This window comes from Campylobacter sp. BCW_4319, assembly GCF_001764435.1.
Taxonomy (GTDB): Bacteria; Campylobacterota; Campylobacteria; order Campylobacterales; family Campylobacteraceae; genus Campylobacter_D; species Campylobacter_D jejuni.
In genome coordinates this window covers 152,537-177,274 of sequence record NZ_MKAQ01000018.1, presented here as the reverse complement: position 1 = coordinate 177,274, position 24,738 = coordinate 152,537, and the positions used below count along the sequence as shown (strand labels likewise).

General features: G+C 30.1%; 22 protein-coding genes. 7 read left to right on the top strand and 15 right to left on the bottom strand.

Annotation, left to right across the window (positions count from 1 at the left end):
• Positions 1-15 precede the first annotated feature (15 nt).
• The 4 genes from AJN56_RS08485 (at position 16) to AJN56_RS08470 (ending at position 5,406) form a co-directional block, all read left to right on the top strand.
• Positions 16-1,005: a DUF4917 family protein gene (locus tag AJN56_RS08485; protein WP_002872157.1), complete on the top strand. Its 990-nt coding sequence runs from the start codon at positions 16-18 to the stop codon at positions 1,003-1,005.
• Positions 1,006-1,021: 16 nt separating this feature from the next.
• Positions 1,022-3,937: a type I restriction endonuclease subunit R gene (locus AJN56_RS08480; protein ID WP_002931024.1), complete on the top strand. Its 2,916-nt coding sequence runs from the start codon at positions 1,022-1,024 to the stop codon at positions 3,935-3,937.
• 26 nt (positions 3,938-3,963) lie between these two features.
• Complete coding sequence (locus tag AJN56_RS08475) at positions 3,964-4,995, top strand: MBL fold metallo-hydrolase (RefSeq protein WP_002869342.1); 1,032 nt, start codon at positions 3,964-3,966, stop codon at positions 4,993-4,995.
• A 69-nt stretch (positions 4,996-5,064) separates the two neighbouring features.
• Positions 5,065-5,406 (top strand): cupin domain-containing protein, encoded by a 342-nt coding sequence (locus AJN56_RS08470; protein WP_002857179.1) that lies wholly within the window; start codon positions 5,065-5,067, stop codon positions 5,404-5,406.
• A 49-nt stretch (positions 5,407-5,455) separates the two neighbouring features.
• On the opposite strand, the gene AJN56_RS08465 is transcribed toward AJN56_RS08470, so the two are convergent.
• The 15 genes from AJN56_RS08465 to AJN56_RS08395 all read right to left on the bottom strand — a co-directional run bounded on the left by AJN56_RS08465 (position 5,456) and on the right by AJN56_RS08395 (position 21,029).
• Positions 5,456-6,625 carry a pyridoxal phosphate-dependent aminotransferase gene (locus AJN56_RS08465; protein ID WP_002857062.1) on the bottom strand — a complete coding sequence of 390 codons (1,170 nt, stop codon included), beginning with the start codon at positions 6,623-6,625 and terminating at the stop codon, positions 5,456-5,458.
• A gap of 171 nt (positions 6,626-6,796) precedes the next feature.
• The gene (gene cysE, locus AJN56_RS08460; RefSeq protein WP_002857174.1) at positions 6,797-7,435 is read right to left on the bottom strand and encodes a serine O-acetyltransferase; all 639 of its coding nucleotides are present in this window, start codon (positions 7,433-7,435) and stop codon (positions 6,797-6,799) included.
• The gene (speA, locus tag AJN56_RS08455; protein WP_032581867.1) at positions 7,436-9,271 is read right to left on the bottom strand and encodes a biosynthetic arginine decarboxylase; all 1,836 of its coding nucleotides are present in this window, start codon (positions 9,269-9,271) and stop codon (positions 7,436-7,438) included.
• On the bottom strand, positions 9,268-10,494 hold the full coding sequence (hisS, locus tag AJN56_RS08450) for a histidine--tRNA ligase (RefSeq protein ID WP_002856972.1): 1,227 nt from the start codon (positions 10,492-10,494) through the stop codon (positions 9,268-9,270). The genes speA and hisS overlap by 4 nt, the downstream gene beginning before the upstream one ends.
• Positions 10,491-11,069 carry a dTMP kinase gene (gene tmk / locus AJN56_RS08445; RefSeq protein ID WP_002856897.1) on the bottom strand — a complete coding sequence of 193 codons (579 nt, stop codon included), beginning with the start codon at positions 11,067-11,069 and terminating at the stop codon, positions 10,491-10,493. Before tmk ends, hisS begins: the two co-directional genes overlap by 4 nt.
• Complete coding sequence (coaD, locus tag AJN56_RS08440; RefSeq protein ID WP_002852633.1) at positions 11,060-11,536, bottom strand: pantetheine-phosphate adenylyltransferase; 477 nt, start codon at positions 11,534-11,536, stop codon at positions 11,060-11,062. Before coaD ends, tmk begins: the two co-directional genes overlap by 10 nt.
• A gap of 39 nt (positions 11,537-11,575) precedes the next feature.
• Positions 11,576-12,139: a UbiX family flavin prenyltransferase gene (locus AJN56_RS08435; RefSeq protein WP_002857001.1), complete on the bottom strand. Its 564-nt coding sequence runs from the start codon at positions 12,137-12,139 to the stop codon at positions 11,576-11,578.
• Positions 12,136-12,798, bottom strand: a complete 663-nt coding sequence (gene flgA / locus AJN56_RS08430) for a flagellar basal body P-ring formation chaperone FlgA (protein ID WP_002869341.1) — start codon at positions 12,796-12,798, stop codon at positions 12,136-12,138. The genes AJN56_RS08435 and flgA overlap by 4 nt, the downstream gene beginning before the upstream one ends.
• A gap of 83 nt (positions 12,799-12,881) precedes the next feature.
• Positions 12,882-13,658, bottom strand: coding sequence for a MetQ/NlpA family ABC transporter substrate-binding protein (locus AJN56_RS08425; RefSeq protein WP_070246356.1), 777 nt, complete (start codon positions 13,656-13,658; stop codon positions 12,882-12,884).
• A 9-nt stretch (positions 13,659-13,667) separates the two neighbouring features.
• Positions 13,668-14,438 (bottom strand): MetQ/NlpA family ABC transporter substrate-binding protein, encoded by a 771-nt coding sequence (locus tag AJN56_RS08420; RefSeq protein ID WP_002857015.1) that lies wholly within the window; start codon positions 14,436-14,438, stop codon positions 13,668-13,670.
• A 48-nt stretch (positions 14,439-14,486) separates the two neighbouring features.
• Positions 14,487-15,260, bottom strand: coding sequence for a MetQ/NlpA family ABC transporter substrate-binding protein (locus AJN56_RS08415; protein ID WP_002857086.1), 774 nt, complete (start codon positions 15,258-15,260; stop codon positions 14,487-14,489).
• A gap of 191 nt (positions 15,261-15,451) precedes the next feature.
• Complete coding sequence (locus AJN56_RS08410) at positions 15,452-16,363, bottom strand: methionine ABC transporter permease (protein ID WP_002856710.1); 912 nt, start codon at positions 16,361-16,363, stop codon at positions 15,452-15,454.
• Complete coding sequence (locus AJN56_RS08405; RefSeq protein WP_002856849.1) at positions 16,360-17,370, bottom strand: methionine ABC transporter ATP-binding protein; 1,011 nt, start codon at positions 17,368-17,370, stop codon at positions 16,360-16,362. Before AJN56_RS08405 ends, AJN56_RS08410 begins: the two co-directional genes overlap by 4 nt.
• Positions 17,371-17,374: 4 nt before the next feature.
• The gene (locus tag AJN56_RS08400) at positions 17,375-19,987 is read right to left on the bottom strand and encodes a valine--tRNA ligase (RefSeq protein WP_002856716.1); all 2,613 of its coding nucleotides are present in this window, start codon (positions 19,985-19,987) and stop codon (positions 17,375-17,377) included.
• 22 nt (positions 19,988-20,009) lie between these two features.
• Complete coding sequence (locus tag AJN56_RS08395) at positions 20,010-21,029, bottom strand: hypothetical protein (protein WP_070246359.1); 1,020 nt, start codon at positions 21,027-21,029, stop codon at positions 20,010-20,012.
• 128 nt (positions 21,030-21,157) lie between these two features.
• On the opposite strand from AJN56_RS08395, the gene AJN56_RS08390 reads away from it, so the two are divergent.
• The 3 genes from AJN56_RS08390 (at position 21,158) to tpx (ending at position 24,595) form a co-directional block, all read left to right on the top strand.
• Entirely contained in the window at positions 21,158-23,188 is a 2,031-nt protein-coding gene (locus tag AJN56_RS08390; RefSeq protein WP_011812734.1) for an ATP-dependent helicase, read from the top strand.
• Between the two features lie 40 nt (positions 23,189-23,228).
• Positions 23,229-23,969 carry an AcfC family adhesin PEB2 gene (gene peb2 / locus AJN56_RS08385; protein WP_002856943.1) on the top strand — a complete coding sequence of 247 codons (741 nt, stop codon included), beginning with the start codon at positions 23,229-23,231 and terminating at the stop codon, positions 23,967-23,969.
• Positions 23,970-24,067: 98 nt separating this feature from the next.
• Positions 24,068-24,595, top strand: a complete 528-nt coding sequence (tpx, locus tag AJN56_RS08380; protein ID WP_070246361.1) for a thiol peroxidase — start codon at positions 24,068-24,070, stop codon at positions 24,593-24,595.
• Positions 24,596-24,738 lie beyond the last annotated feature (143 nt).

Below are 24,738 nucleotides of genomic sequence, written 5' to 3'. Positions count from 1 at the left end.
ATCATAAGGAAAAATATGGAAAATAAACTATTTGAATACGATGAAGTTTTAAAACAAACAGATGAAAAAAGACACCTTCTTTTAGGAAATGGTTTTAGTATGGCTTATGATAAAAATCGCTTTTCATTTACAAGTTTGTTGCAAAGTGCTATTGATAATGGTATTATAGAAGAAAATTCAAATATTCATAAAATATTTAAAAATAACAATACTAGTGATTTTGAAGAAGTTGTTAAAATCTTAGAAAATACTTCTAAAATTTTAAAAATTTATACTCAAGATGAAAGATTATGTGAGCAATTATCGAACGATTCTGAAAAATTAAAAAATTTTTTAGTTGATATTATTACAAACAATCATCCAAATAAAATACAAAATCAAAAAAAATTAAACTCAACAGCTCAATTTATAGAAAATTATCAAAAAATATTTACATTAAATTATGATTTATTATTATATTGGGTTATTCATAAAATAATGCAAAATAGAAAAGATTTTAAAGATGGTTTTGGTGGTAATGATGGAGAATATGTTGTATTTGATGAAAGTAAAAAAGATATAACTTGTTTTTATTTGCATGGTGCTTTACATATTTTTGATAATGGTAATAAAATAATTAAAAAAACTTATTCAAGAACAAAAAAGCCCTTAAAAGAACAAATTACAGAAGAACTTAACAATAATAGATATCCAGTTTTTGTATCGGAAGGCACATCAGAACAGAAAAAAGCAAAAATTATTCACAACGCATATCTAAACCATTGCTATAAAAGTTTATCTTATATAGATGGAGATTTAATTGTTTTTGGAACAATGTTAAAATCAAACGATGAACATATACAAGATGCTATATTAAAAAGTAAAGTTAAAAATATATATTTTGGTGTATCAAGTTTAGAAAAAGGTAAAAATGACTTAAATAGTTTTATTGAAAAAAATAATAATTTAGAAAAAAATAAAAAGCAAATTTTCTTTTACGATTATAAAAGTGTAAAAATTTGGTAAAAAACAAGGATTAACAATGACCAACTACAAAGAAAAAGATTTAGAAAATTTCATAGAATCATATTTGTTAGAAAACCATGCCTATATCAAAAGAACAAATGAAAATTACGATAAAAATTTATGTTTAGATGTAGAACTTTTTGAGAATTTCTTACAAGCTACGCAAAGTGTAGCACTTGAAGAGCTTAAAAAGCGTTGTGGGCAAAACTATAAAAAAGAACTTTTTGATCGTATTTTCTCACAGATCAAAGCTAAAGGCATAGTCAAAGCCTTGCAAGGCTATGTGGAGATCAAAGGCATCAAAATTTACCTAGCCTTTGCTAAGCCAAATACCAATGCAAACGAAGAAAGCGTGAAAAAATACGAGCAAAACACCCTTTCTATCATACGCCAGCTTTACTATAGCACGCAAAATAAAAACTCCCTTGATATAGTGATCTTTTTAAATGGCTTGCCTCTTATCACCATAGAGCTTAAAAACCATTTCACCGGACAAAATGTCTTTCACGCCATAAAGCAGTATAAAAAAGACAGAAACCCAAAAGAAGCTATATTTAACTATACGATAGTGCATTTTGCGCTAGATCATGATCTTTGTTACATGAGTACGAAATTAGATCAAGATGCGACTACATTTTTACCTTTTAACCTTGGTTTAAACAATGGTAGTGGCAAAATAGGCCTAGCAAATGGAGCAGGTAATCCGCCAAGTGATGGTATAAAAACAGCTTATTTGTGGGAGAAAATCTTTAAAAAAGATACTTTGCTAAATTTATTTTTTAATTTTGTGCAAGTTGTAAAAAAGAAAAATGAAGAAATCATCATATTTCCTAGATACCATCAATTCGATGTAGTAGAAAAGCTACTCGCCCATGCAAAAGAAAACGGCACAGGGCAACGCTACTTGATCCAGCATAGTGCAGGAAGTGGCAAGAGTAATTCTATATCTTGGCTTGCACATAATCTCGTAAGCTTGCATAGACTTGAAAAAAATATCTTTGATTCTATCATCGTAGTAACCGATAGAAAAGTGCTTGATAGTCAAATAAGAGAAAATGTAAAATCCTTTTCGCAGACAAAAAATTTAGTAGAAGCTATCACTCATGGAAGCAAACAGCTTAAAAATGCTTTAGAAGAAGGTAAGAAAATCATCATCACAACCATACAAAAATTTCCTTTTATTTTAGATGAAATCAAAACTTTAAAAAGCAAAACTTTTGCTATCATTATCGATGAAGCTCATTCAAGTCAAAGCGGAAGTAATGCTCAAAAAATGGCAGAAGCCATAAGGGATAAAAGCGGCGATGAAAGTCAAAATTTAGATGATGAAATTTTAGAAATCATAAAAAATAAAAAACTCCAAAGTAATGCTTCTTATTTTGCATTTACCGCTACGCCTAAGCCAAAAACCTTAGAAATGTTTGGTATGCCTTGTGATGTTAATGGAGAACAAAGGTTTATCCCTTTTCATCTTTACTCGATGAAACAAGCCATAGAAGAAGGATTTATACTTGATGTACTAAAAGGTTATACAACCTATAAAAGTTATTATAAAATCATATCTTGTACAAATGATAATCCAAAATACGATAAAAAAAGAGCAAACACAAAACTAAAAGCCTATGTCCAAAACAATATCAAAACAATCGAACAAAAATCACAAATCATGTGTGAGCATTTTTTCCAAAATAGCTTTAAAAAGATAAATGGTAAAGCAAAAGCTATGATTGTAACAAGCTCAAGAGAAAATGCTGTAAAGTATTATCTTGTTTTTAGGGAATATTTAAGAAAAAATTATCCACATTTTAAAGCCATTGTAGCTTTTTCAGGTGAAGTAAATTTAGAAGGTGAAATTTATAGCGAAAGTGGTTTAAATGGTTTTGCGGAAAATGTTTTAAAAGATGAGTTTAAAAAAGATGAGTATCGTTTTTTAATCGTTGCGGAAAAATACCAAACCGGATTTGATGAGCCATTATTACATACTATGTATGTGGATAAAGCATTAAGTGGGGTAAGTGCAGTACAAACTCTATCAAGACTAAACCGAACTTGCAAAAACAAAGAAAACACTTTTGTGCTAGATTTTGTAAATACTCATGAAGATATAGCAAAATCTTTTAGTGTGTTTTATGAGCAAACTTATTTAAGTGAAGCCACAGATGATAATAGAATTTTTGATTTAAAGGCAAATCTAAATGAGTATGAAATTTATACCCAAGAAGAAATAGATGATTTTGCAAATGCTATTTTAAGAAAAGAAAAAGAAAATATCATTCATGCAAAATTGGACATAATGCTAGATAGATTTAATCAAAAAAGTGATGATGAAAAATTAGATTTTTATAATAAAGCAAAAACTTATCTTAAAGAGTATTCTTTTCTTGCACAAATATTGCCTTATGAAGACATAGAGCTTGAAAAACTCTATATATTGCTTAAAAAACTTGCTAGTAAGATCATCTTGCCTAAATCAGAGGATTTAGCTAAAGGAATTTTAGATAATGTGGATTTTGATAGTTATCGCTTACAACTTGATAAAACACAAGACATCGTTTTACAAGGAAATGGAGAGCTAAAGCCTTCGTTCGCAGATGGTTCGAGCAAAAGTGTTGAAGCTGAATTAGAAGAACTTTCAAACATCATCAAAGATTTTAATAACAAATACGCAAATATAGACTTTAATGAAAGCGATAAAATCGCTAAAATCTTATACGATATAAAAGATGATATAGCAAAAAATGAAAGAATACGTGAAACTTTTAGCAAATCCGATATACAAAATTCTCGTATCGAGTTTGATGCGCTTTTAAAAGATAAAATTCAAGATATCTTGGAGTTAAATTTAGAACTTTTTAAACAATTTAATCAAAATATAGAATTTAAAGACAAGATAGCAAATACCATGTTTAATATGGTTTGTAATGATTTTTAAAGTATAAAATTGTCAAAAAAGGATAAATGTTTGTGAGTGTAGATTTTTTTAAAACCTTTGATATTTCAAATAGTGAAAGATTAAAAGCTAAAAAAGTGCAGGGTAAAAAATATGAAATTTTTCTTAATGAAAATGAGCAAAGTCTTATAACTCCTAAAGTGTCTTTTAAAGAAATTTTGAGGTATTATTATCTTTATCCAAAAAATGCCATTCCTTCTTTTAAATTACCTTTTTTCAAGCCTGATTTGAGTGATTTTAATACTCCGCATATTACTTGGCTTGGACATTCTTCGCTTTTTATAAGTTTTAAAGAATATAAAATTTTGATTGATCCTGTTTTTAACACTCATGCTTCGCCCATTTCTTTTATCAACAAGGCTTTTAAAAATGCTCCTGTTTATAATATAAATGATTTTAATGAAATTTTTGCTGTGATTATCACGCATTCGCATTTTGATCATTTAGATGCTAAGAGTATAAAAGCTTTAAAAGAAAAAGCACGATTTTTTATCACACCTTTAAAAGTGGGAAATTATCTAAAAAGCTATGGGGTGAGTGAGAAAAAAATCATAGAGCTTGATTGGTGGAGTGGAGTAGAATTTGATGATTTAAAAATCATTGCAACACCTGCACAGCACAGTTCAAGTAGGGGAGATGGTAAAAACAAAACCCTTTGGGCTTCTTTTGTGATGGAATTTTTAAGTGTAGATAAGAGAGTGTTTTTTAGTGCAGATGGAGGATATTTTACACATTTTAAAAAAATAGGTGAATATTTTGGAAGTTTTGATCTAGCTTGTCTTGAAAGCGGACAGTTTAATATCGCTTGGCCATATTCACATTCTTTTCCTGAACAAATTTTAAAAGAGGCAAAGGATCTTAATGCAAAAGCTGTCATGCCTATACATTGGGGGAGATTTTTAGCAGGAACTCATGCGTGGAATGAGGTAGTAAAATTTCTTTATGAAAATTTAGATTTACCCCTTATCACACCAAAAATGGGCGAGGCTTATGAAATAGGGGCTAAATTTAAACAGGATTTTTGGTGGAAAGAAGGATAAATTAACACAAGTTTATAATTTATATTTTGGTTTTTGCTATAGTTTTATAAAACTAAAAAAGGAGATTTTGTGAAAATCATTCAATGGAGTAGGGCGGAATTTAGCCCAAAAGAAGTGAAAATCAATGTTTTAATTGACAATGAAAAAGGTAAAGAAATTCAAATTTTATTAGCTAAAGATAGTGTGATGAAAGAGCATAAAGCTCCTTTTGCTATACATATTCAAGTTTTAAGCGGTAAAATTTGGTTTGAAGTGGAAAAGGAAAAATTTGAATTAAATGCTTTAGATATGATAAGCCTAGAGGCAAATGTAGCGCATTCTTTAGGTGGATTAGAAAATTCTATAATAAGATTGAGTTTAAATAAATCAGATAGTATTCAAAGAGTAAATGCTGTGCTTAAAAAGCCTTGATTTTATAAGGTTTTAATTTGCCTAAATAATTCTAGGCTTTAACCTAGAATTATTTATAGTTTTTAATGAAATTTGCTATTCTTTCTAAACCTTTTTTGATAAGCTCATCGCTTGTGGCATAAGAAAGTCTGAAGTATCCATCCATTCCAAAACCTATACCTGGGACAACGGCAACTTTTTCTTGTTCAAGCAATTTTTGGCAAAATTTCATAGAATCTTTTTCTATTTTTTGTATATTTACAAAAAGATAAAAAGCACCTTCTGGTTTATAAACACTGATATTTGGGATTTGTTTAAGTATGTCTAAGGCTAAGTTACGGCGTTTTTCAAAGGCTTGACGCATTTTTTCTATATCTTTATCACATTCTCCATTTAAAGCAGGAATGGCTGCATGTTGAGTGATGGAGCAAATATTTGAAGTGCTTTGTCCTTGAAGTCTTTTAACGGCTGAAATTAGGGCTTTATTTTTACTTGCCATATAGCCAAAACGCCATCCTGGCATAGCTCCACATTTGCTAAGTCCGTTAATGGTCACAGTGCGTTTTAAAGCATCTTCGCTTACACTTGCAAAAGCTACAAAATCAAAACCATCATAGCGAAGTTTTTCATACATTTCATCACTTAAAACAGTGATTTGTGTTCCTTCTAAAACTTTTGCAATTTGAGTTAATTCTTCTTTAGAATAAATTGATCCCACAGGATTTGAAGGAGAATTTAACATCAAAACCTTGGTTTTAGCTGTGATAGCTTTTTTTAGTTGTTCAGCGGTAATTTTAAAGCCATTTTCTTCCAAGCCTTCTATAAATACAGGTTTTCCACCTGCAAATTTTACCATTTCAGGATAGCTTACCCAGTAAGGACTAGGGATAATGACTTCATCATCTTTTTCTACTAAACATTCTATACATTCAAAAAGAGAGTGTTTTGCGCCTACATTGGTGATAATTTCGCTTGTTTCATAATCAAGATTATTATCTTTTTTAAATTTGGTTTGAATAGCTTTTAATACTTCAGGAATTCCCGCAACAGCAGTGTATTTTCCACATCCTTTTTCAATAGCATTTATAGCGGCATTTTTGATGATTTGTGGTGTGTCAAAATCAGGTTCGCCTGCTGAAAAACTAATGATATCTTCGCCTTTAGCTTTAAGTTCATTGGCAAGTGCAGTGATGGCTAAAGTGATAGATTCTTCTAAAACTTGAGATCTTTTTGTAAGCATTTTTCAATCCTTAATAGTTTTTGTTTAATTTTAGCAGAAAATTGCATTTTTACAATAAATTTAATTTAAAAATGAGTTATAAATTTTAATAAATGTGAAAATTTGTATTAATTTTTAGGAAAAATTAATACGCATAATAATACATATAATTTTATGTATTATAAAAAATTATTATTTTTGTGATTCAAGTTGTTTTAATATAAGATTTTCAAGTTCTAAAATTTTCTTTTCTAACTTTTCTAGTTTGTCATCGCAATTTGCATCTATAGCTCTAATATTTTTATTTTTACGCTCTTCAATAATATAAGCAGGAATTCCAACGGCAGTTAAATTTGCACCTACATCTTTAACTACTACAGCATTTGAGCCTATTTTGGCATTTTCTCCTATGGTGATATTGCCAAGTACTTTTGCACCTGAGCCTATGATCACTCCTTTTTTTATGGTTGGATGGCGTTTAGTACCTTTTTCAAGGCTTGTTCCACCTAAAGTAACGCCTTGATAAATTAAAACATCATCTTCTATAATTGCTGTTTGACCTATAACCACTCCATTGGCGTGATCTATAAAAACACGCCTTCCAAGTTCTGCGCCAGGGTGTAAATCTACCCCAGTTAAGAATTGTGAAATTCCACTAATCATTCTTGCAATACGTTTAAAATTTCTTATATAAAAAAAATGTGCAAAGCGGTAATTTACTACAGCCCACACTCCAGGGTAATTAAAAAAAAGTTCTATACAAGAATTAAAAGCTGGATCTTGTGCCTTTGGCTGAGAAAAATCTTCTTTTATAATACCCCAAAAATTCATCTAAACTCCTATGCTTTTTAAATAACCATTATCATTTAAGAAAAGATAAAGTTCCCCTAAAATATGCTTTTTTTGCTTGTCATTTACAAGCTTAGAATTACTTATGCGTTCATTAAGTATATCCATGATAGCGTGTATATCATAGTCTAAATCTTCTAAGGCATCAAGTATGGATTGTGCTTCTATAATCCCCTCAACTTCATAGCCTTTTTCATTGATACTTATAATAGCTTCAGTGGGATGAGTAAAAAGATTGTGTTTCATTCCAAGTACTTCTTGATAGGCACCTACAAGAAAAAACCCTAGAAAATAATTTTCTTTTTCTACATCTACATCGTGTAAAAATAAAGGTTGATCTTTAGAGTATGAAATTTCTCCATCGCTATCGCAGGTTATATCCCAAATGCTCGCACTTCGAGTCGGTTCTTCATCTAAGCGATCAAGTGGCATGATGGGGAAATTTTGTTCTAAGCCCCAAAAATCAGGTATGCTTTGAAAGAGCGAAAAATTTACCAAATACCTTTCTTGCACTTCATCTTGTATGGCAAGTAAATCCGCAGGATTTTGCTTATCGCCTAAAAGCAAGATAGCTTTTTTTGTAATCAAATGAGTTAAAATTTCAGCATTGGAACGATCTTGCAAATCCACATAGCCCAAATCAAAAAGAGTTAAAATACTCTCTAAATGATCTATGCTATCGTGCAAGTATTCTAAAGCATTGGAAGGTTTTATGCTTTTATAAAGATCGTAAAGCTCATCGATAAGTTTTGGATTTTGTTTTTTAAGTATGAGTTTGTTTTCTGCGTATTCTTGAGAAAAAAGTTCTAATACAGGAGCGATTAAAACAGCGTGATTGGCTGCTACAAAACGTCCACTTTCTATGAAAATATCAGGCTCTAAATCTTTTTTTTGTTCGGCTATGTTTTTTAGGATAAAAACTACATCGTTAGCGTATTCTCTTAGGGTGTAATTTCTACTTTTTTCATTTTTAAATTGTGAGTATTCCACAGCTAAACCGCCACCAAGATTGATAGCTTTTAGATTTTTAGCCCCCATTTTTCTAAGTTCTGTGTAAATATTTCCTGCTTCATTTAAGGCTTTTTTCAAGGGATGAATCTCGGTAATTTGTGAGCCTAGATGAAAGTGAATCATGGTAAATTGTTCTAAAAGTTTGTTTTCTTTGAGTAAATTTACCGCTTCTATAAGTTCAGTGGATGTAAGTCCAAATTTAGAATTAATCCCACCACTTTTTGCCCAAATTCCAACTCCAGCAGAATGCAAACGCACGCGTAAGCCTATATTTGGTTTAGGTTTAAAGCGTTCTTTGGCTATGTCTATGATAGCTTCAAGTTCATTAAGTCCTTCTATGGTTAAAGTGATATTATGTCCCATTTCAGCTGCGATAAAGCCTATATTGATAAGTTCTCTATCTTTAAAGCCATTTACTGTAATAGGTGCACCTTCATTATTATAAGCCATAGCGAGTAAAAGCTCTGCTTTAGAGCCTGCTTCAAGTCCGTAGTTATAGTCTTTTCCAAGCTTTACAAGATTTTTTACAAAACCAGGGTATTGATTTACCTTTAAAGGATAAACAGCGTTAAATCCTCCTTTATAGCCAAATTCCTTTCTTGCTTTATTGAAATTTCCGTAAATATTTTCAATTTGTTTTTGGATAAGATGAGGAAATCTTAAAAGTAAAGGCCCCTTGTATCCATCATCTCTTAATTCTTTAACTATATCAATAATAGCGGGCTTTTTTTCGTGATTGATACAAACTTTACCATTTTTGATAATAAAATTTTCATTTCCCCAAATATCAATACCATAATCCATCATAAAACCTTCTTTAAGTCTGAAATTTTAATCATTTTTTCTTCTTTTTTTGCTAAATTTTTATAAAACAAACTTTCATTTTGTGCTTCATTTTCTCCCATACAAAGAAAAATTTCAGCATTATTTTTATCCGCGTTTTCGAGATGTTTAGCTAGTTTTCTTGCTTCATAGCTTAAAAGCACTTTATGTTCTTTTCTTAAATTTGTAGCGATATGCAAAAGTTTTTGGATATAAATTTCATCCATAGCACAAAGATAAATTCCTTCTCTTTGGACTTTTTCTTCTTTTTGTTCTAAAATGGCTATAATTCTTTCTATACCCATGGCAAAACCTACACCAAAACCACTTTTTCCATCAAGATATTCAATAAGTCTATCATATCTTCCGCCCCCAGCAATAGCAGCTTTTGCACCAATTTCATCGCTAATGAATTCAAAAGCCGTTTTAGAGTAGTAATCAAGCCCTCTAACAAGCTTAGAATCCACTTCAAAATCCACTCCATTTTCTTTTAAAACGCTTTGTAAAATTTCAAAGTCTTTTTGACAAGATGAGCATAAATTTTGATTTAAAAGCGGAGCATCGTTAAGTAAGCTTTGGCAATGTTCATTTTTACAGTCTAAAACACGAATAGGATTTAAGTTTTTTCTACGCAAACAATCCTCGCAAAAACCTTCTTTGCTATCTAAAAAATGTATTAAATTTTCACGATATTTTGGCATACATTTTAAACAGCCTAAAGAGTTAATCAGTAATTTAAATTTAATATCCAAGCGTGAAAAAATTTCTACTAACATTAAAATAATACTTGCATCTTCATAAACGCTTGCGTTTCCAAAACTTTCAACGCCAAATTGATGAAATTCTCTTAAGCGTCCCTTTTGGGGTCTTTCATAGCGGAACATAGAACCATGATAAAACCATCTTTTCACACTAGTGTTTTTATCGAGTTTTTTTTCTATATAGGCACGCACCACCCCAGCAGTTCCTTCAGGACGCATGCAAACATGATTTTCGCCTTTATCGATAAATTCATACATTTCTTTGCCTACTATATCAGAACTTTCTCCTACGCTTCTTTTAAAAAGGGTGCAAAGTTCTAAATGCGGTGTATTGATAAAAGTAAAGCCATAGTTTTTAGCTACTTCTTCGCAGGTTTTAATCACTTTTTCATAACAATATGCATCTTTATCTAATAAATCTTTCATTCCTTTTAAAGCGTTAATCATTGTAAAAATTCCTTTATTTGTTGGTGTAATTTTTCTTTACTTTCTTTTGCGTCAAGTGTTAAAATTTCTATAGAAATTTTTTCTTTTAAAAAATGAAGCACTTTTTCGAGTTTATCTTGCACACTTAAAAAATACTCAATGCCACGTTTTTCTATGCTATCTAGTTCTTTTTGACTGAGGCGTTCTTGGATAAGGTTTGCATCTCCTTTTAAAAAGATAATTTTTTGTGGAAAAAAATTTTCTAAAGCAAAACTATTTAAAGCAAAAAGCAAATCGTTTTCAAAATCTTTGGCATAAGCCATGCCTGAAATAAAACTTCTATCGCTAATAATGAGTTTGTTTTGATTGATTTTTAAGATTTCTTCAAAATGTTGAGCACGATCAGCTAAAAAAAGCAAGAGTTCAGCTCTTTTGTTAATAGGATGAGTTTTATTAAGTAAAATTTCTCTTAAATGTTTTCCAAGTTCTGTTCCGCCAGGTTCGAGTGTGAAAATGGCGTCTTTGTAAATTTCTTTTAAAAGTGAAATTTGCGTACTTTTTCCTACGCAGTCAATACCTTCAAAAACTACATACAAGATTGATCCTTTAAAAAAGGTAGAATTTCTTTTGGAACAAGAGAACTTACATCGCCTCCATGTGCTACTATAGAGCGAACAATAGAACTTGAAATAAAAGCATGTTTTAGACTTGGCATAAGATAAATGGTTTCCATATCTTCCCAAAGTGCGTGATTTGCATAGCCAATTTGCAATTCGTATTCAAAATCACTCACTGCTCTAAGTCCACGGATTATAGTATTAACTTTTAATTCTTTGGCTAAATCTACAAGCAAATTATCAAAAGCAATGATTTTAACATTTTTTAAATTTTGTGTTGCAAGCAGGGCTAGTTCTTTGCGTTTTTCTAAATCATAGCAAGGTTTTTTATGTTCACTTTTTGCTATGGCAACGATGACTTCATCAAAAATTTTTAAAGCCCGTTTTATAACATCTAAATGCCCGTTGGTAATAGGATCAAAAGTCCCAGGATATAAACAAGTCATTTTTGCTCCAATTTTTTTTAAAAATATAACAAATTTAAACTAAAAATTTTGCCATTTTTCATATAAATTGTGTTTTATTTCTAAAAGATCTAACCATTTGCCTACGATAAAATTTTCCATTTGCTCTAGATTGTTTGCTTTAGAATAGCTTGCGATAATAGGAGGTGCGATGATAACTCCTATTTGGCTAAGTTTTAACATATGTTCTAAATTTAAAGTAGAAAAAGGCATTTCACGTACTCCTAAGATGAGTTTTTTTCTTTCTTTTAGGGCTACTGCTGCAGCACGCATTAAAAGAGTGTCTGCAAAACCAGCGTGAATTTTTGCTAAACTTGAAATCGAACAAGGAGCAATGATAGTTTTTTCTATTCCAAAAGATCCACTTGCTACACTTAGACTTAAATTTTTATCATCTAAAAAATGAGTATATTTAAAATTTTCTTGACAAATTTCTTCTAAATTTGCTTGATTTTCGGCTTTGAAGCTAAGTTTAGCACCTTGGGTTAAAATACAATAAAGTTCGCATTGATTTTCTAAATTTTTTAATAATTTTAAGCCTAAATTGACACTGCTTGAACCAGAAATTCCTAATAAAACCTTCATTGTATAATCATCCTATTTTTACCCACTACGATGCCTTGCATAACTTTACCTTCTTTGTTTTTTGCACGAATCCTTTCGCCCATATTTGCACTTTGCAAAGCCACAAGTTCGATTAAAACATCAACATTTGCTTCGCTTAAAACCCCTATTATAGGATCATTTCGGCGTATTAAAGCTGTGGTTTTAAACATATTTGCTCTTAAAATAGCGTTTTTGTTAATATTGCTTTTAGCTACAAGATTATCTACATCATCTAAGGTTAAGGCATTTAAAGGAACTTTATCAAAATCAATCAATACGCTTTTATAGTCAAAAGCTCCAAGTTTATCTCCTCTTTTTATAGCGCGTTCGCTTTTCAAAACTTCTAAATTTGCTTGAATGAAATATCTAAAAAATACATTTTTTTGTATATTTTGCGGAGTTTTAAATTCAGCCCTTAAAAAGCCTTGTGCTTGATTAAAACGTCCATTAGCGATTCTTAGAAATTCATATTGATCAAAATCTTTAGGCAGTGATGTTGTTTTTAAATCAATTTGAGAAATTATAATTTTAGGGAAATTATTTCTAAATTCTTTAGCTAGTGCTGTTTTGATTTCTTCTAAACTAGCTGCTTGGATATAATTTATCACAATAAAAAAAGTTAAAAAAATAATTTTCATTTTTATCCTAAGAATTATAATGCAATAAATAGTATTTTAGCTTTTATAAGTTTAACAAAGCCTTTAGAAGGCTTTGTATAGAGTTAAAAAGTAGGGATAACAGAGCCTTTATATTTTTCTATGATAAAATTTTTAATTTTATCGCTTGTTAAAATTTCTTTAATAACAAGACTTTTTTGACTTGTTTCTTCACCTTTTCTTGTAGCTAAAACAATAGCATATAAACTATCTTTATCTTCCATAAAAATACCATCTTTTAAAGGGTTTAAACCTGCTCCAAGAGCATAGTTTGTGGTAATAACAGCCAAATCAGTATCATTTAGGGCTCTTGGAAGTTGAGCGGCTTTAAGCTCTATAAATTTAAGTTTTTTTGGATTTTTACTTATGTCAATAGGGGTTTTAAGGGTGCTTTGACTTTTAAACTCTATTAAATTTGCTTTAGCTAGTAAATCAAGAGCTCTGCTTTCATTGGTAGCATCATTAGGTATAGCGATTTTAGCACCATTAGGAATATCTTTTATATCTTTTATGGAGTTAGAATATATAGCCATAGGAACTAAAACAATAGCACCTAAAGAATTTAAATTTGTTCCTTTGTGGGTATTAAAATCATCTAAAAAAGGTTTATGCTGATATAAATTTGCATCTAAATCTTTTTCATTTAAAGCGATATTAGGTATATTATAGTCATTAAATTCCTTAACTATTAACTTCCAGCCTTTTTCTTGAAATAAGAGTTTGGAGAAATTTAAAATTTCAGCATAAGGCGTTGGTGTTGCACCTATGATTATGGTTTTATCTGCTCCAAAACTAAGGCTAATTGTAAATAAAACACTTAAAAATATTTTTTTAATATTCATGCTATACTCCTAAAAAGCTGGGATTAATATATCTTTATAATGTTCATTAATGATGGCTTTAAATTTATCGCTTCTTAAAATTTCATCAATTACTTTGGTCTTTTCGCTATTTTTATCTTCTGAGCGTACCACAACATAATTTACATAAGGGCTATTTTTATCTTCCCTAAAAATAGTATCTTTACTTGGATTCAGACCGGCTCCAAGTGCGAAATTAGAATTAATTATAGCAATATCAACATCATCTAAAGCTCTTGGAAGTTGTGCAGCTTTAAGCTCTATAAATTTAAGTTTTTTTGGATTTTTGTTTATGTCCAATGGGGTTTTTAGAGTATTTTTGTTAAGCTCTATTAATTTTGCTTTCTCTAAAAGCTCTAAAGCTCTACTTTCATTGGTGGCATCATTAGGTATAGCAACTCTAGCACCTTCTTTAAGATTTTCTAAATTTTTGATTTTTTTACTATAAACTCCTACTGGAGCTATAAGTACAGGCGTTGTTGCAATTAAATTTGAACCTTTCTTTAGGTTGTATTCTTCTAAAAAAGGTTTGTGTTGATATAAATTTGCATCAAGTTCTTTTTCCTCTAATGCACGATTGGGCAAAATATAGTCTGAAAATTCTACTATTTTAAGCTCATACCCTTTGTTTTTAAAATCATCTTTCATTAGTTCTAGTAAGCTACCAAAAGGATTTGGAGTGGCTCCTATAGTAATGTTTTGTGCAAATAGACTAGATAAATTTAGAATGCAAGCGAGTATAATAATTTTAAATAAATTCATAAAAACTCCTTTGTGTTTAAGAAAAAAGTCCCTAGGTAAGGGATAAAATTAAAAAGCAGGTAAAACAGATCCGTTGTATTTTTCTATGATAAATTGTTTAATTTTATCACTTTGTAGAACTTGGGTTAAGGCTTTGATTTTTGGATCGTTTTCATGTCCCACTCTTACAACAAGAATGTTTGCATACGGACTTTCTTTATCTTCGATAAATACGCTATCTTTTGCAGGATTTAGATTTGCAGAGAGAGCGTAGTTGGAATTAATTACAGCAAAATCAACATCATCTAAAGCTCTTGGAAGTTGTGCGGGCTTTAATTCTACAAATTTAATTTTTTTAGGATTGTCTATAATATCAAGAGGTGTTTTTAAAGCCTTATCTTTAAATTTTACCAAACCTTTTTTTGCAATAATATCTAAAGCTCTACTTTCATTGGTTGGATCATTTGGAATGGCGATTTTAACCCCTTCTTTAATATCATCTAGACTTTTATATTTCTTGGAGTAAACAGCCATAGGTTCTATGTGTATGGCAGCTACTTTGATAAGTTTGGTGCCTTTGTTTTTATTAAATTCTTCCAAATAAGGAGTATGTTGGAAAAAATTTGCATCGGCTTCTCCGTTATCAACAGCTAGATTAGGTAAAACATAATCCGTAAATTCTTTGATTTCAAGTTTATAGCCTTGTTTTTCTAAATCAGGTTTTACTTGCTCTAGGATTTCAGCATGAGGGACGGGAGTTGCTGCAACTGTGATGGTTTCTAATGCATTTGCATTAAGACTTAATGTTAAAATACTTGCTATAAATAAAGATTTGATTTTCATTTTTTTCCTTTTTAGTCATTTTGTGCTTGCTTTAATCTTAATAAATTCACTCTGACTATCAGGAAGAAGCATATAAAAACTTGTTGATAGTCAGATTAACGCATCTGATACATCATTTTAATTCCTTTAATTTTTTGTTTAAATTTTACTTAAAAAAACTTATATTTATCTTAAAAGGAGATATAATCTCCTTATTTTTTGAAACCTTTATAAAGTAAACTTCCCAAAAATAAGATAAAAACAATTACTTGCCAAAAGAAATTTTCATCATTGTTTATATTGATAACTATGCTAATTCCAAGTAAAATCAATAGAGTGGCAATAATATATGTAGTTTTACTATTTTTAGCCCAAGTATAAAATAAATTACCTAGAATTTGAACTAACTGAACTAATATAAGTAAAATAACTACAGTTTGAATCATAACTTCTTTGTTAAATCTTTCATAACCATAGCGAATAGCGACATCTCCCAAACCTCCACCACCGACAGTTCCAGCAAGAGCAGAAAAACCAATGGTAAAGATCAAAGTTAGGGTAATTCCGCTAATTATAGCAGGAAGGGCCTCACTAAAGATAACCTTGAAGATAATTTGAATATTGCTAGCACCATAACTTTTTGCTGCTTCTATGATTCCTTTGTCTATTTCTTTAAAAGCGCTTTCAAGCATCTTTGCCAAATAAGGAGCTATTCCGATAGCTAAAGGAACTATGGCAGCATTTGTACCTATGCTTGTGCCTACTATGATTTTAGAAAGTGGTAAAAGAACAACTATAAGAATTAAAAATGGAAAGGCACGCAGTATATTTGTAATAAAATCTAAAATGCTATAAGCGATTTTATTTTCTTTAATTCCGTTTTTATCCCAAATAGCAAGTAAAATTCCAGGAATGATAGCCAATAAAAATCCAAATAGTACAGCCATTAAACTCATATAAATTGTTTCATTAAGCGCAGGTTTTAAAATGTTCTCATAATTTTCACTGAAACTTGTGATAGAACTTAAACTCACTTCTTTAATATCCTGCCAAGAAAATTCATTAAAAAATTGAAAAATTCTACCAAAAAAAGCACTGATGATAGAGATGTTTTCTTCATTCATGATGCCACCTCCCATAATACTCCACTTTTTTCTATGTAATCAAGAACCTTGTCTTTATCGTTTTCATTTATATTTATAACTAAATTTCCCAAGGCTTTTCCATTAAGTTTTTCTATTTTACCCCAAACTATGTTAAAGTCTATATTTAGAGTTCTTGCCATATGAGTGATGACGCTATTTTGGGCAACTTCTTTTGGAAAGTAAAGTTTGATATTAAGTCCGTGCTCAGGCAAGAAGTCACTTTCTCCTAAAAATTCTTTCATTTTGGCATTAGGCCTTAAAAAAAGCTCATCAATTGCTCCACTTCCTATGATTTGCCCATGTTCAAGTAATAAAGCTTTTTGAGCTATGTCTTTTACTACATCCATTTCGTGAGTTACTAAAACAACAGTAATCCCAAATTCAGCATTGATTTTAGATATAAGCTCTAAAATATTTTTTGTAGTGTTTGGATCAAGAGCCGAAGTAGCTTCGTCACTAAGTAAAATTTTTGGGTTTAAAGCTAAGGCTCTAGCAATAGCAACGCGTTGTTTTTGTCCCCCACTCAGTTCTCTTGGATAGGATTTGTTTTTATGATCAAGTCCTACGATTTCAAGTAAGGAATTGACTTTTTGGGCAATTTCTTTTTCGCTCATGTATTCTTTATTAAAAAGCTTGGCATGAAATTTACACTGAGTATAGTGTGTTCTTAAAGGCATAGCAACATTTTCAAATACATTTTTGCGCTCCATTAGGGCAAAATTTTGAAAAATCATCCCTATATCTTTTCTAAGCACTCTTAGCTCTTTTGATTTTTTTTGACTTAAATCTTTAATTTCCTGATCAAAGACTTTTAAGCTTCCTTCTTGATAATTCTCAAGTCCATTGATACATCTTAAAAGAGTGGATTTTCCAGCTCCACTATGACCTACTATGGCGTAAATTTCACCCTTTTTAATCTCCAAAGAAACATCGTTTATCACGAGTTCCTTGCCATAATATTTTTTTAAATTTTTTATTTTTATCAAATTTTTAACCTCTTAGATTTTGAAGTTCAACTGATATTTTTTCAAGTTGAATTTTTAAATTTTCTAGGGCTTCTTTATTTTGCTCCACCACCTCTTTAGGTGCGTTAGCGATGAATTTTTCATTTGAAAGCATGGAGTTAAGCTTGAAACTTTCTTTTTCAAGCTTATTTTTTTGATTTTCAAGTCTTGTTAAAATACCACTTAAATCAACATTTTCAAGCGTAATAAAAATTTCTAAATTCTCGCTAACATCACATATTGCCTTTGGTAATTTTTCTTCACTAAATTCTATTTGCTCGCACTTTGCGAGCATCATGATAAAATTCATATAAGCTTTGATTTCATCTTTGATTTTTTTATCGTTAAATTTGATATAAGCTTTTTCTATTTTAGAATTTCCAAGATCGATTAAACTTTTAGCACGGCGGATACCAACTATGCTTTCTATGAGCAAAGAAAAGATTTTTTCTATATTTTTATCTTGTTCTTTAAATTTTGGATATTTGCTTATCATAATAGAAGGGCTTGTTTTAAGTTCTGTATCGCTTAGTTTGTGGTATAAATACTCGCTGATAAAAGGCATGAAAGGATTTAAAAGTTTTAAAGCTTCTTTGAAAATACTACCAAGTTCTTTAACGCTTGATTTTTCGGCTTTGCTAAGCTCTATACCCCAATCGCAAAAATCATCCCAAAAGAATTTATATAGAGTATTAGCTGCATCATTAAAGCGATAATTGTCTAAATTTTCTCTTACATCCTTAACACAAGTTTGAAATTTGGCATAAATATATTTTGCTAATTCTGAATGAAGTGTGATATTTTCCAAATCTTCAAATTTACTTTCATTTAAAAGCAGATAATTTGTAGCATTATAAATTTTATTTGTAAAATTTCTAACTTGTAAAAGTTTATCATTGCTAAGTTTAATATCGCGTCCTTGTATAGCAAGAAGTGCTAAAGTAAAGCGTAAAATATCAGCACTATATTCTTTAATGCTTTCATTTGGATCGATGACATTTCCAAGGCTTTTGCTCATTTTTCTACCTTGCTCATCTTTCACAAGAGCATGTAAATAAATATCTTTAAAAGGAAGTTGATGTAAGGCATTAGTGCTTTGAAACATCATTCTAGCCACCCAGAAAAATAAAATATCAAAACCTGTAATGAGTAAAGAATTGGGATAAAAATCTTTTAAATCCTTTTCAGACCAAATTTTATCTTTACCCCAATTTTCATTCCCCCAGCCTAAAGTGCTCATAGCCCAAAGTCCTGAAGAAAACCAAGTATCAAGCACATCTTCATCTTGTTTGAAATTTTGACTTTGACATTTTGGACAAGTTTTAGGCGTATGTTGGCTTGCCCATTCATGAGAGCATTCGCAATAATACACAGGAATTTGATGCCCCCACCAAAGTTGTCTTGAAATACACCAATCTCTTAAATCTTTCATCCAGGCATTAAAGCTATTTATCCAGTGATTTGGGTAAAATTTACTTTCTCCAAGCGCAACTTTTTCTATACTTTCTTGGGCGATTTCTTTTTTTACAAACCATTGTTTGGAGATATAAGGTTCAACTATATTGTTGCAACGATAACAATATCCTATTTGATTGTTATGCTCTTCTATTTTTTCTATAAAACCAAGACTTTCAAGTTTGGCTACGATTTTTTCTCTTGCTTCTAAGCGTTCTAAACCTTGAAACTCTAAACAATGCTCGTTTAAAATTCCTTTTTCATCAAAAACACTTATAAAATCTAAATTATGTCTAAGTCCTACTTCATAATCGTTCATGTCATGAGCGGGAGTAACTTTTACAACTCCTGTTCCAAATTCTTTTTCTACATGTTCATCGGCTATGATTTTAATGGCTTTTTTGCTTATAGGCAAAATCACTTCTTTGTCCACAAATTTAGTATAGCGTTCATCATCAGGATGCACCATAACCGCAGTATCGCCAAAAAAAGTTTCAGGACGCGTTGTGGCTACTACTAAAAATTCATCGCTATCTTTTAAAAAGTATTTAATATGATAAAGTTTTCCTTTGTTTTCTTTGTATTCAACTTCTATATCACTTAAAGCGCCATCGTGAGTACACCAATTTATCATGTAGTTTCCACGTACAATAAGTCTTTTATCATAAAGTTCCACAAAGGCTTTTTTTACGGCATTAACCAAACCTTCATCCATAGTAAAACGCAAGCGACTCCATGCAGGAGTGATGCCTAGTGTTCTCATTTGGTCTAAAATTTTTCCACCGCTTTGCTCTTTCCACTCCCAGACTTTTTCTATAAATTTCTCTCTACCTAGTTCTTCTTTTTTAATGCCTTGAGCAAGGAGTTGTTTTTCTACAACATTTTGAGTGGCAATACCTGCGTGATCAAGTCCTGGTTGATAAAGAACCTTATAACCGTCCATTCTTTTGTAACGCGTCATAATATCTTGCAGAGTAAAAGTTAAAGCATGTCCTATGTGTAAAACTCCAGTGACATTAGGAGGAGGCATCATAATGCAGAAATTTTTATCTTTTTCTTGTATGGTTTTATTGCCATCGATCTCAAAATATCCGCGTTCTTCGCAAATTTGATAATACTCTTTTTCTAAATTTTTATCATACATTATTTGCCTTTATTGTTTTAGCTTATTTAATAGAGCTAATTTCTATAATTTCACAAAACGGGAAGAAATATTGTGCTGTATTAAGTCCAGTTTTCAAACTTTTGATATGTTTAGAAAAATCACTTCCTTTGCCATCTTTTTTAATTTGAAGTTTAAGCCTTTCTAAAATTTCTTCACGTGCTACATGTTCATTTAATTCTTTTGGATTGTTTAAATATGGGCTTAATCTATCTAAACTAATATATTTATAAGCTTTTTTCATATCTGAAAAGATAATTTCTTTGTTATAGATAGTTAATTTCATTTCCCCTTTTGGTAGCATTTTAACAAAAACACTTAGATAATAATCTTTTGCATTATCTTGTATAACGCTTAGCATATCTTTTAACAGATTGATTCTGTATTGGCTTAAAAATTTTCCATCTAAAACATAAACTTTCATATTTTCTGTGCTAAGTTCAGGTTCTAAACGACTGTTTTTTCCTATGCTTAGATACTCTCTAGCGGTATTTAGATATTTATTTTTGTTTGATTTGTTTGATTGAAGTTCTTTTTTTATAGCTCTTTCTCTTTCTAAGATCTTTTGTTGTTTGCTGATTTCTTTTTTAAGAGCTTCTATTTTGGCTTGTTTATTTTCTTGTTTTAATTTTTCTTTATCCGTATCTAAAATTTGCTTATTTTCATTTGTATTAATATTATTACTTGTATTGGTGTCATTATTTAAGCTTTGATTGTTTTCGCTTATTGATGTATTAAATGTATCGTTATTTAAGCTTTGATTTTCATCTAATGGGTTTGTTTCTTGCTTTTGGATGGTATTGTTATTAATATTTATATCTGATGAACTATTGTTGGTTTGGATCGAAGGTGAATAGGAATTATCGTAGTTATTGGTATACGATTTTTGTTCGGTGTAAGTGTTGGTATTTAAGGTGTAATTTTTTGGTTTTGAATATTCAAAAAGATAATAATATGTTCCACCTAATATCACAATAACAGCAATTAATATGCCAACAATAATAGAAAAAATTTTCAAATTCATTTGCTATCCCTTAAAAACAGAAAGTTAAATAATTTTAGCATTGTACTATAATCTAATATAAAGTAATTTTAAATTTTTATATTTTTAAGTAATTTTTTTTTATAATTTTAACTTTTATAAGGAAAATAATGCCACTTTCAAAATTAAATAATGAACAATATCTTGCCGCTACTGCTGATTTTGGACACAATCTTGTCATTGCAAGTGCAGGGACGGGAAAAACTTCTACTATTGTTGCAAGAATTTCTTATCTTTTAAGCAAAGGAGTGGCACCGCAAAAAATCATGCTTTTAACTTTTACAAACAAAGCCAGCAAAGAAATGATAGGGCGTTTAGGGAAATTTTTTGATAAAAATATTACCAGTAAAATACTTGCAGGAACTTTTCATAGTACAGCTTATACCTTACTTAGAAATGCTGATAAAAATATAGCCTTAAAGCAAGCAAGCGAGTTAAAAACTTTACTTAAAAGTGTTTATGAAAAAAGAACTTTTAGACATTTAAGTGATATAAAACCTTATCAATCAAGTTATTTATATGATCTTTATTCTTTGTTTCAAAACAAAGCACACAATCAAGATTTTTATACTTGGTTTTGTCAAAACTATGAAGATCAAAGTATTTATGCTGAAATTTATGAAGATATTTTAAAAGAATATGATAATGAAAAAAAGCGTTTTAATTATGTAGATTTTAATGACTTGCTCATCAATCTAAAAGATCTTTTAAAAGAAGAAAAATATGAATTTGATGAAATTTTAGTGGATGAATATCAGGATACAAATACTTTACAAAGTTCCTTAATAGAGGCTTTTCATAGTAAAAGTTTGTTTTGCGTGGGGGATTATGATCAAAGTATTTATGCTTTTAATGGAGCGGATATTAATATCATAGGTGGGTTTAAAGATCGTTTTAAAGATGTAAAAATTTTTTCTTTAAATAAAAACTACCGTTCATCAAGAAGTATTTTAGCTTTGGCTAATAAAGTGATTTTAAATAATGAAAGATTATATCCAAAAGAACTTATTGTTACAAGAAATGATGAGTTTAAAGCCCCATCTTTGCTTACTTTTGAAGAATTATTTGATCAATATCAAAATATAGCTAAAATGATACTTACAAGTGGAGTAAGTTTGGAAGAAATTGCCGTGATTTTTCGCAACAACTCAAGTGCTGATGGGGTTGAAGTAGCTTTAAGGGAGCAGGGCATTGCAAGTGTGAGAAAGGGAAGTGGAAGTTTTTTTGAAAGTTTAGAAGTTAAAGCTTTTAGCTCTATGCTTGCTCTTGTGGTAAATCCTAAGGATATTATGGCTTTTATTCATTTGGTTCAATACACCAAAGGTGTGGGTGGAGTTTTAGCAAAAGAAATTTTTGACGCACTTTTAAAATTAGGGCATGGAAATTTAATAAAAGGTTTTTTAGATCCTGATAAAAATGTAAATTTGCAAAATCATCAAAAAAGAAATTATCAACTTGGGCTTTTTGCGGATTTAGAAGAATTAGCCAGCGAAACTCGTTTTAAATTTGAGAGTGAATTTGATGCACATCCTATTTTAAAACTTTCAAAAATCAATGATTTATGTGCTAGAAATTTAGAAAAAATTTATCTTTTTTTAAAAAAAGCTATGGAAATAAAACATTCTTTGACTTTGGTAAATTTAATTTGTGAAAATTCTTTTTATAGAGAAATTTGTGAAGAACTTGCAACCAAAAGAGCAACAAATAAAGCAGGACAGGTGGATTTATTAAGAAAGAGTGAAAATTTAGAAAAAATAGAAACAAAATTCAATGTCTTAAAAGAGCTTGCAAAAAATTATAGCGATATTTATAAGTATTATAATTTTCTAACTTTAGGTGCAAGTGAAATGAGTAGTGGCAAAGGAGTTAATTTGCTTAGCGTACATGCAAGCAAGGGCTTGGAATTTGATCTTGTTTTTGTGATTGATCTTGCGCAAGGTCGCTTTCCTAATCAAAAGCTTATGGGAATGGGTGGAAGTTTAGAAGAAGAAAGAAGGCTTTTTTATGTTGCAGTAACTAGGGCAAAAAATATACTTTATTTAAGCTATGCTAAATATGATAAAAATAAAAAAACTTCTTTCGCTCCTTCTCGTTTTCTTATAGAAGCAGGGCTTTGCAAGGGAGAGTTAACTATAGATTGATAAAATTTCCTTTATATTATTATAAAGAAAGGTTTATTTTATGAAAAAAATATTAATTTTAAGTTTAGCAGCAGCAAGTTTTTTAAATGCTGAAATTTTAGTTTATGGTCCAGGTGGTCCCGCTCCTGTGCTAAAAGAGCTTGCTTTAAAATTTGAAGAAAAAACAAAAGAAAAGGTGATTGTAACCGCAGGTCCAACTCCAGCTTGGATAGATAAAGCAAAAGAAAATGCAGATTTGATTTTTTCAGGCAATACTTCAATGATGGATGATTTTGCTAAAAAAATTCCAAGTTTAAGTTTGGAAAATTTAAGCGTTTTAAATGTGCGTCCATCAGGTATTATCGTGCGTCCAAATAATCCAAAAAATATTAAAAATTTTGAAGACATTTTAAAAGATGGCATAAATGTTATGGTGGTTGATGGTGCAGGACAAGTTGGACTTTATGAAGATATGGCTTTAAAAAGTGCAAAAAGAGAAAATTTGGTAAAATTACGTAAAAATATAAAAATTTATGCTAAAAATTCCAAAGCTGCTGTAGATGAGTGGAATAACAATCCAAATATTGATGCTTTAATCATTTGGTCTCATTGGGCAAAGGCTTTAGGCGATGATAAAGCTTTATTTATCAAAGATAAAAATGCAGTGATTTATCGTGCAGCTGAAATTGCTCCTACAAAAAAAGGTTTAGAAAATAAAAAAGCTTTAGAATTTGTAGATTTTATTAAGAGTAAGGAAGCTCAAAAAGTGTGGAAAAAATATACTTGGAAAGAAGTAAAATAATTTTGAGTGAAATTAAAAAATAATTAATATTTATAGGATATAATCACTCCTAAAACATTAATTGCAATAATGTTTAAAATATCAAAAAAGGAAATTAAATGAGTACAGTAAATTTTAAAGGAAATCCTGTAAAACTTAAAGGAAATTTAGTAGAAGTTGGAGTAGATGCTCCTAAGGTAAATCTTAAAGCTAAAGATTTAAGCGTGATTGAAATCGGTGCAGCGGGTAAAACTCAAATCATTTTAAGTGTTCCAAGCTTAGATACACCAGTTTGTGCTACAGAGGCTAGAGAATTTAATAAAAAAGTAGCCAGTTACAATGGTGCTGAAGTGATTGTAGTAAGTATGGACTTACCTTTTGCTATGGGAAGATTTTGCAGTACAGAAGGTATTGAAAATTTAAGTGTTGCAAGTGATTTTGTGGCAAAAGAATTTGGTGAAAAATATGGTGTTTTGATAAATGAAGGTGCTTTAGAAGGGCTTTTAGCTCGTGCCGTATTTGTGATTAAAGAGGGTAAAGTGGCATATAAAGAACTTGTAAATGAAATCACAGAAATGCCAGATATTGCAAAACTTGATGCATTTTTTGGTGGTTCTAGCTGCTGCGGTGGTTGTGGTTGCCATTAATTTTGATTAAGCCCATTCTTAGGGCTTAATTTTTATATCTTCATTTTTTTATTATTTTAAGTTGATTATATTTTAATTGTTAAGTTGATTATTTTTAATATTTATTTTGTGTAAGAATAATATAAAAAGGACAATAAAACTCC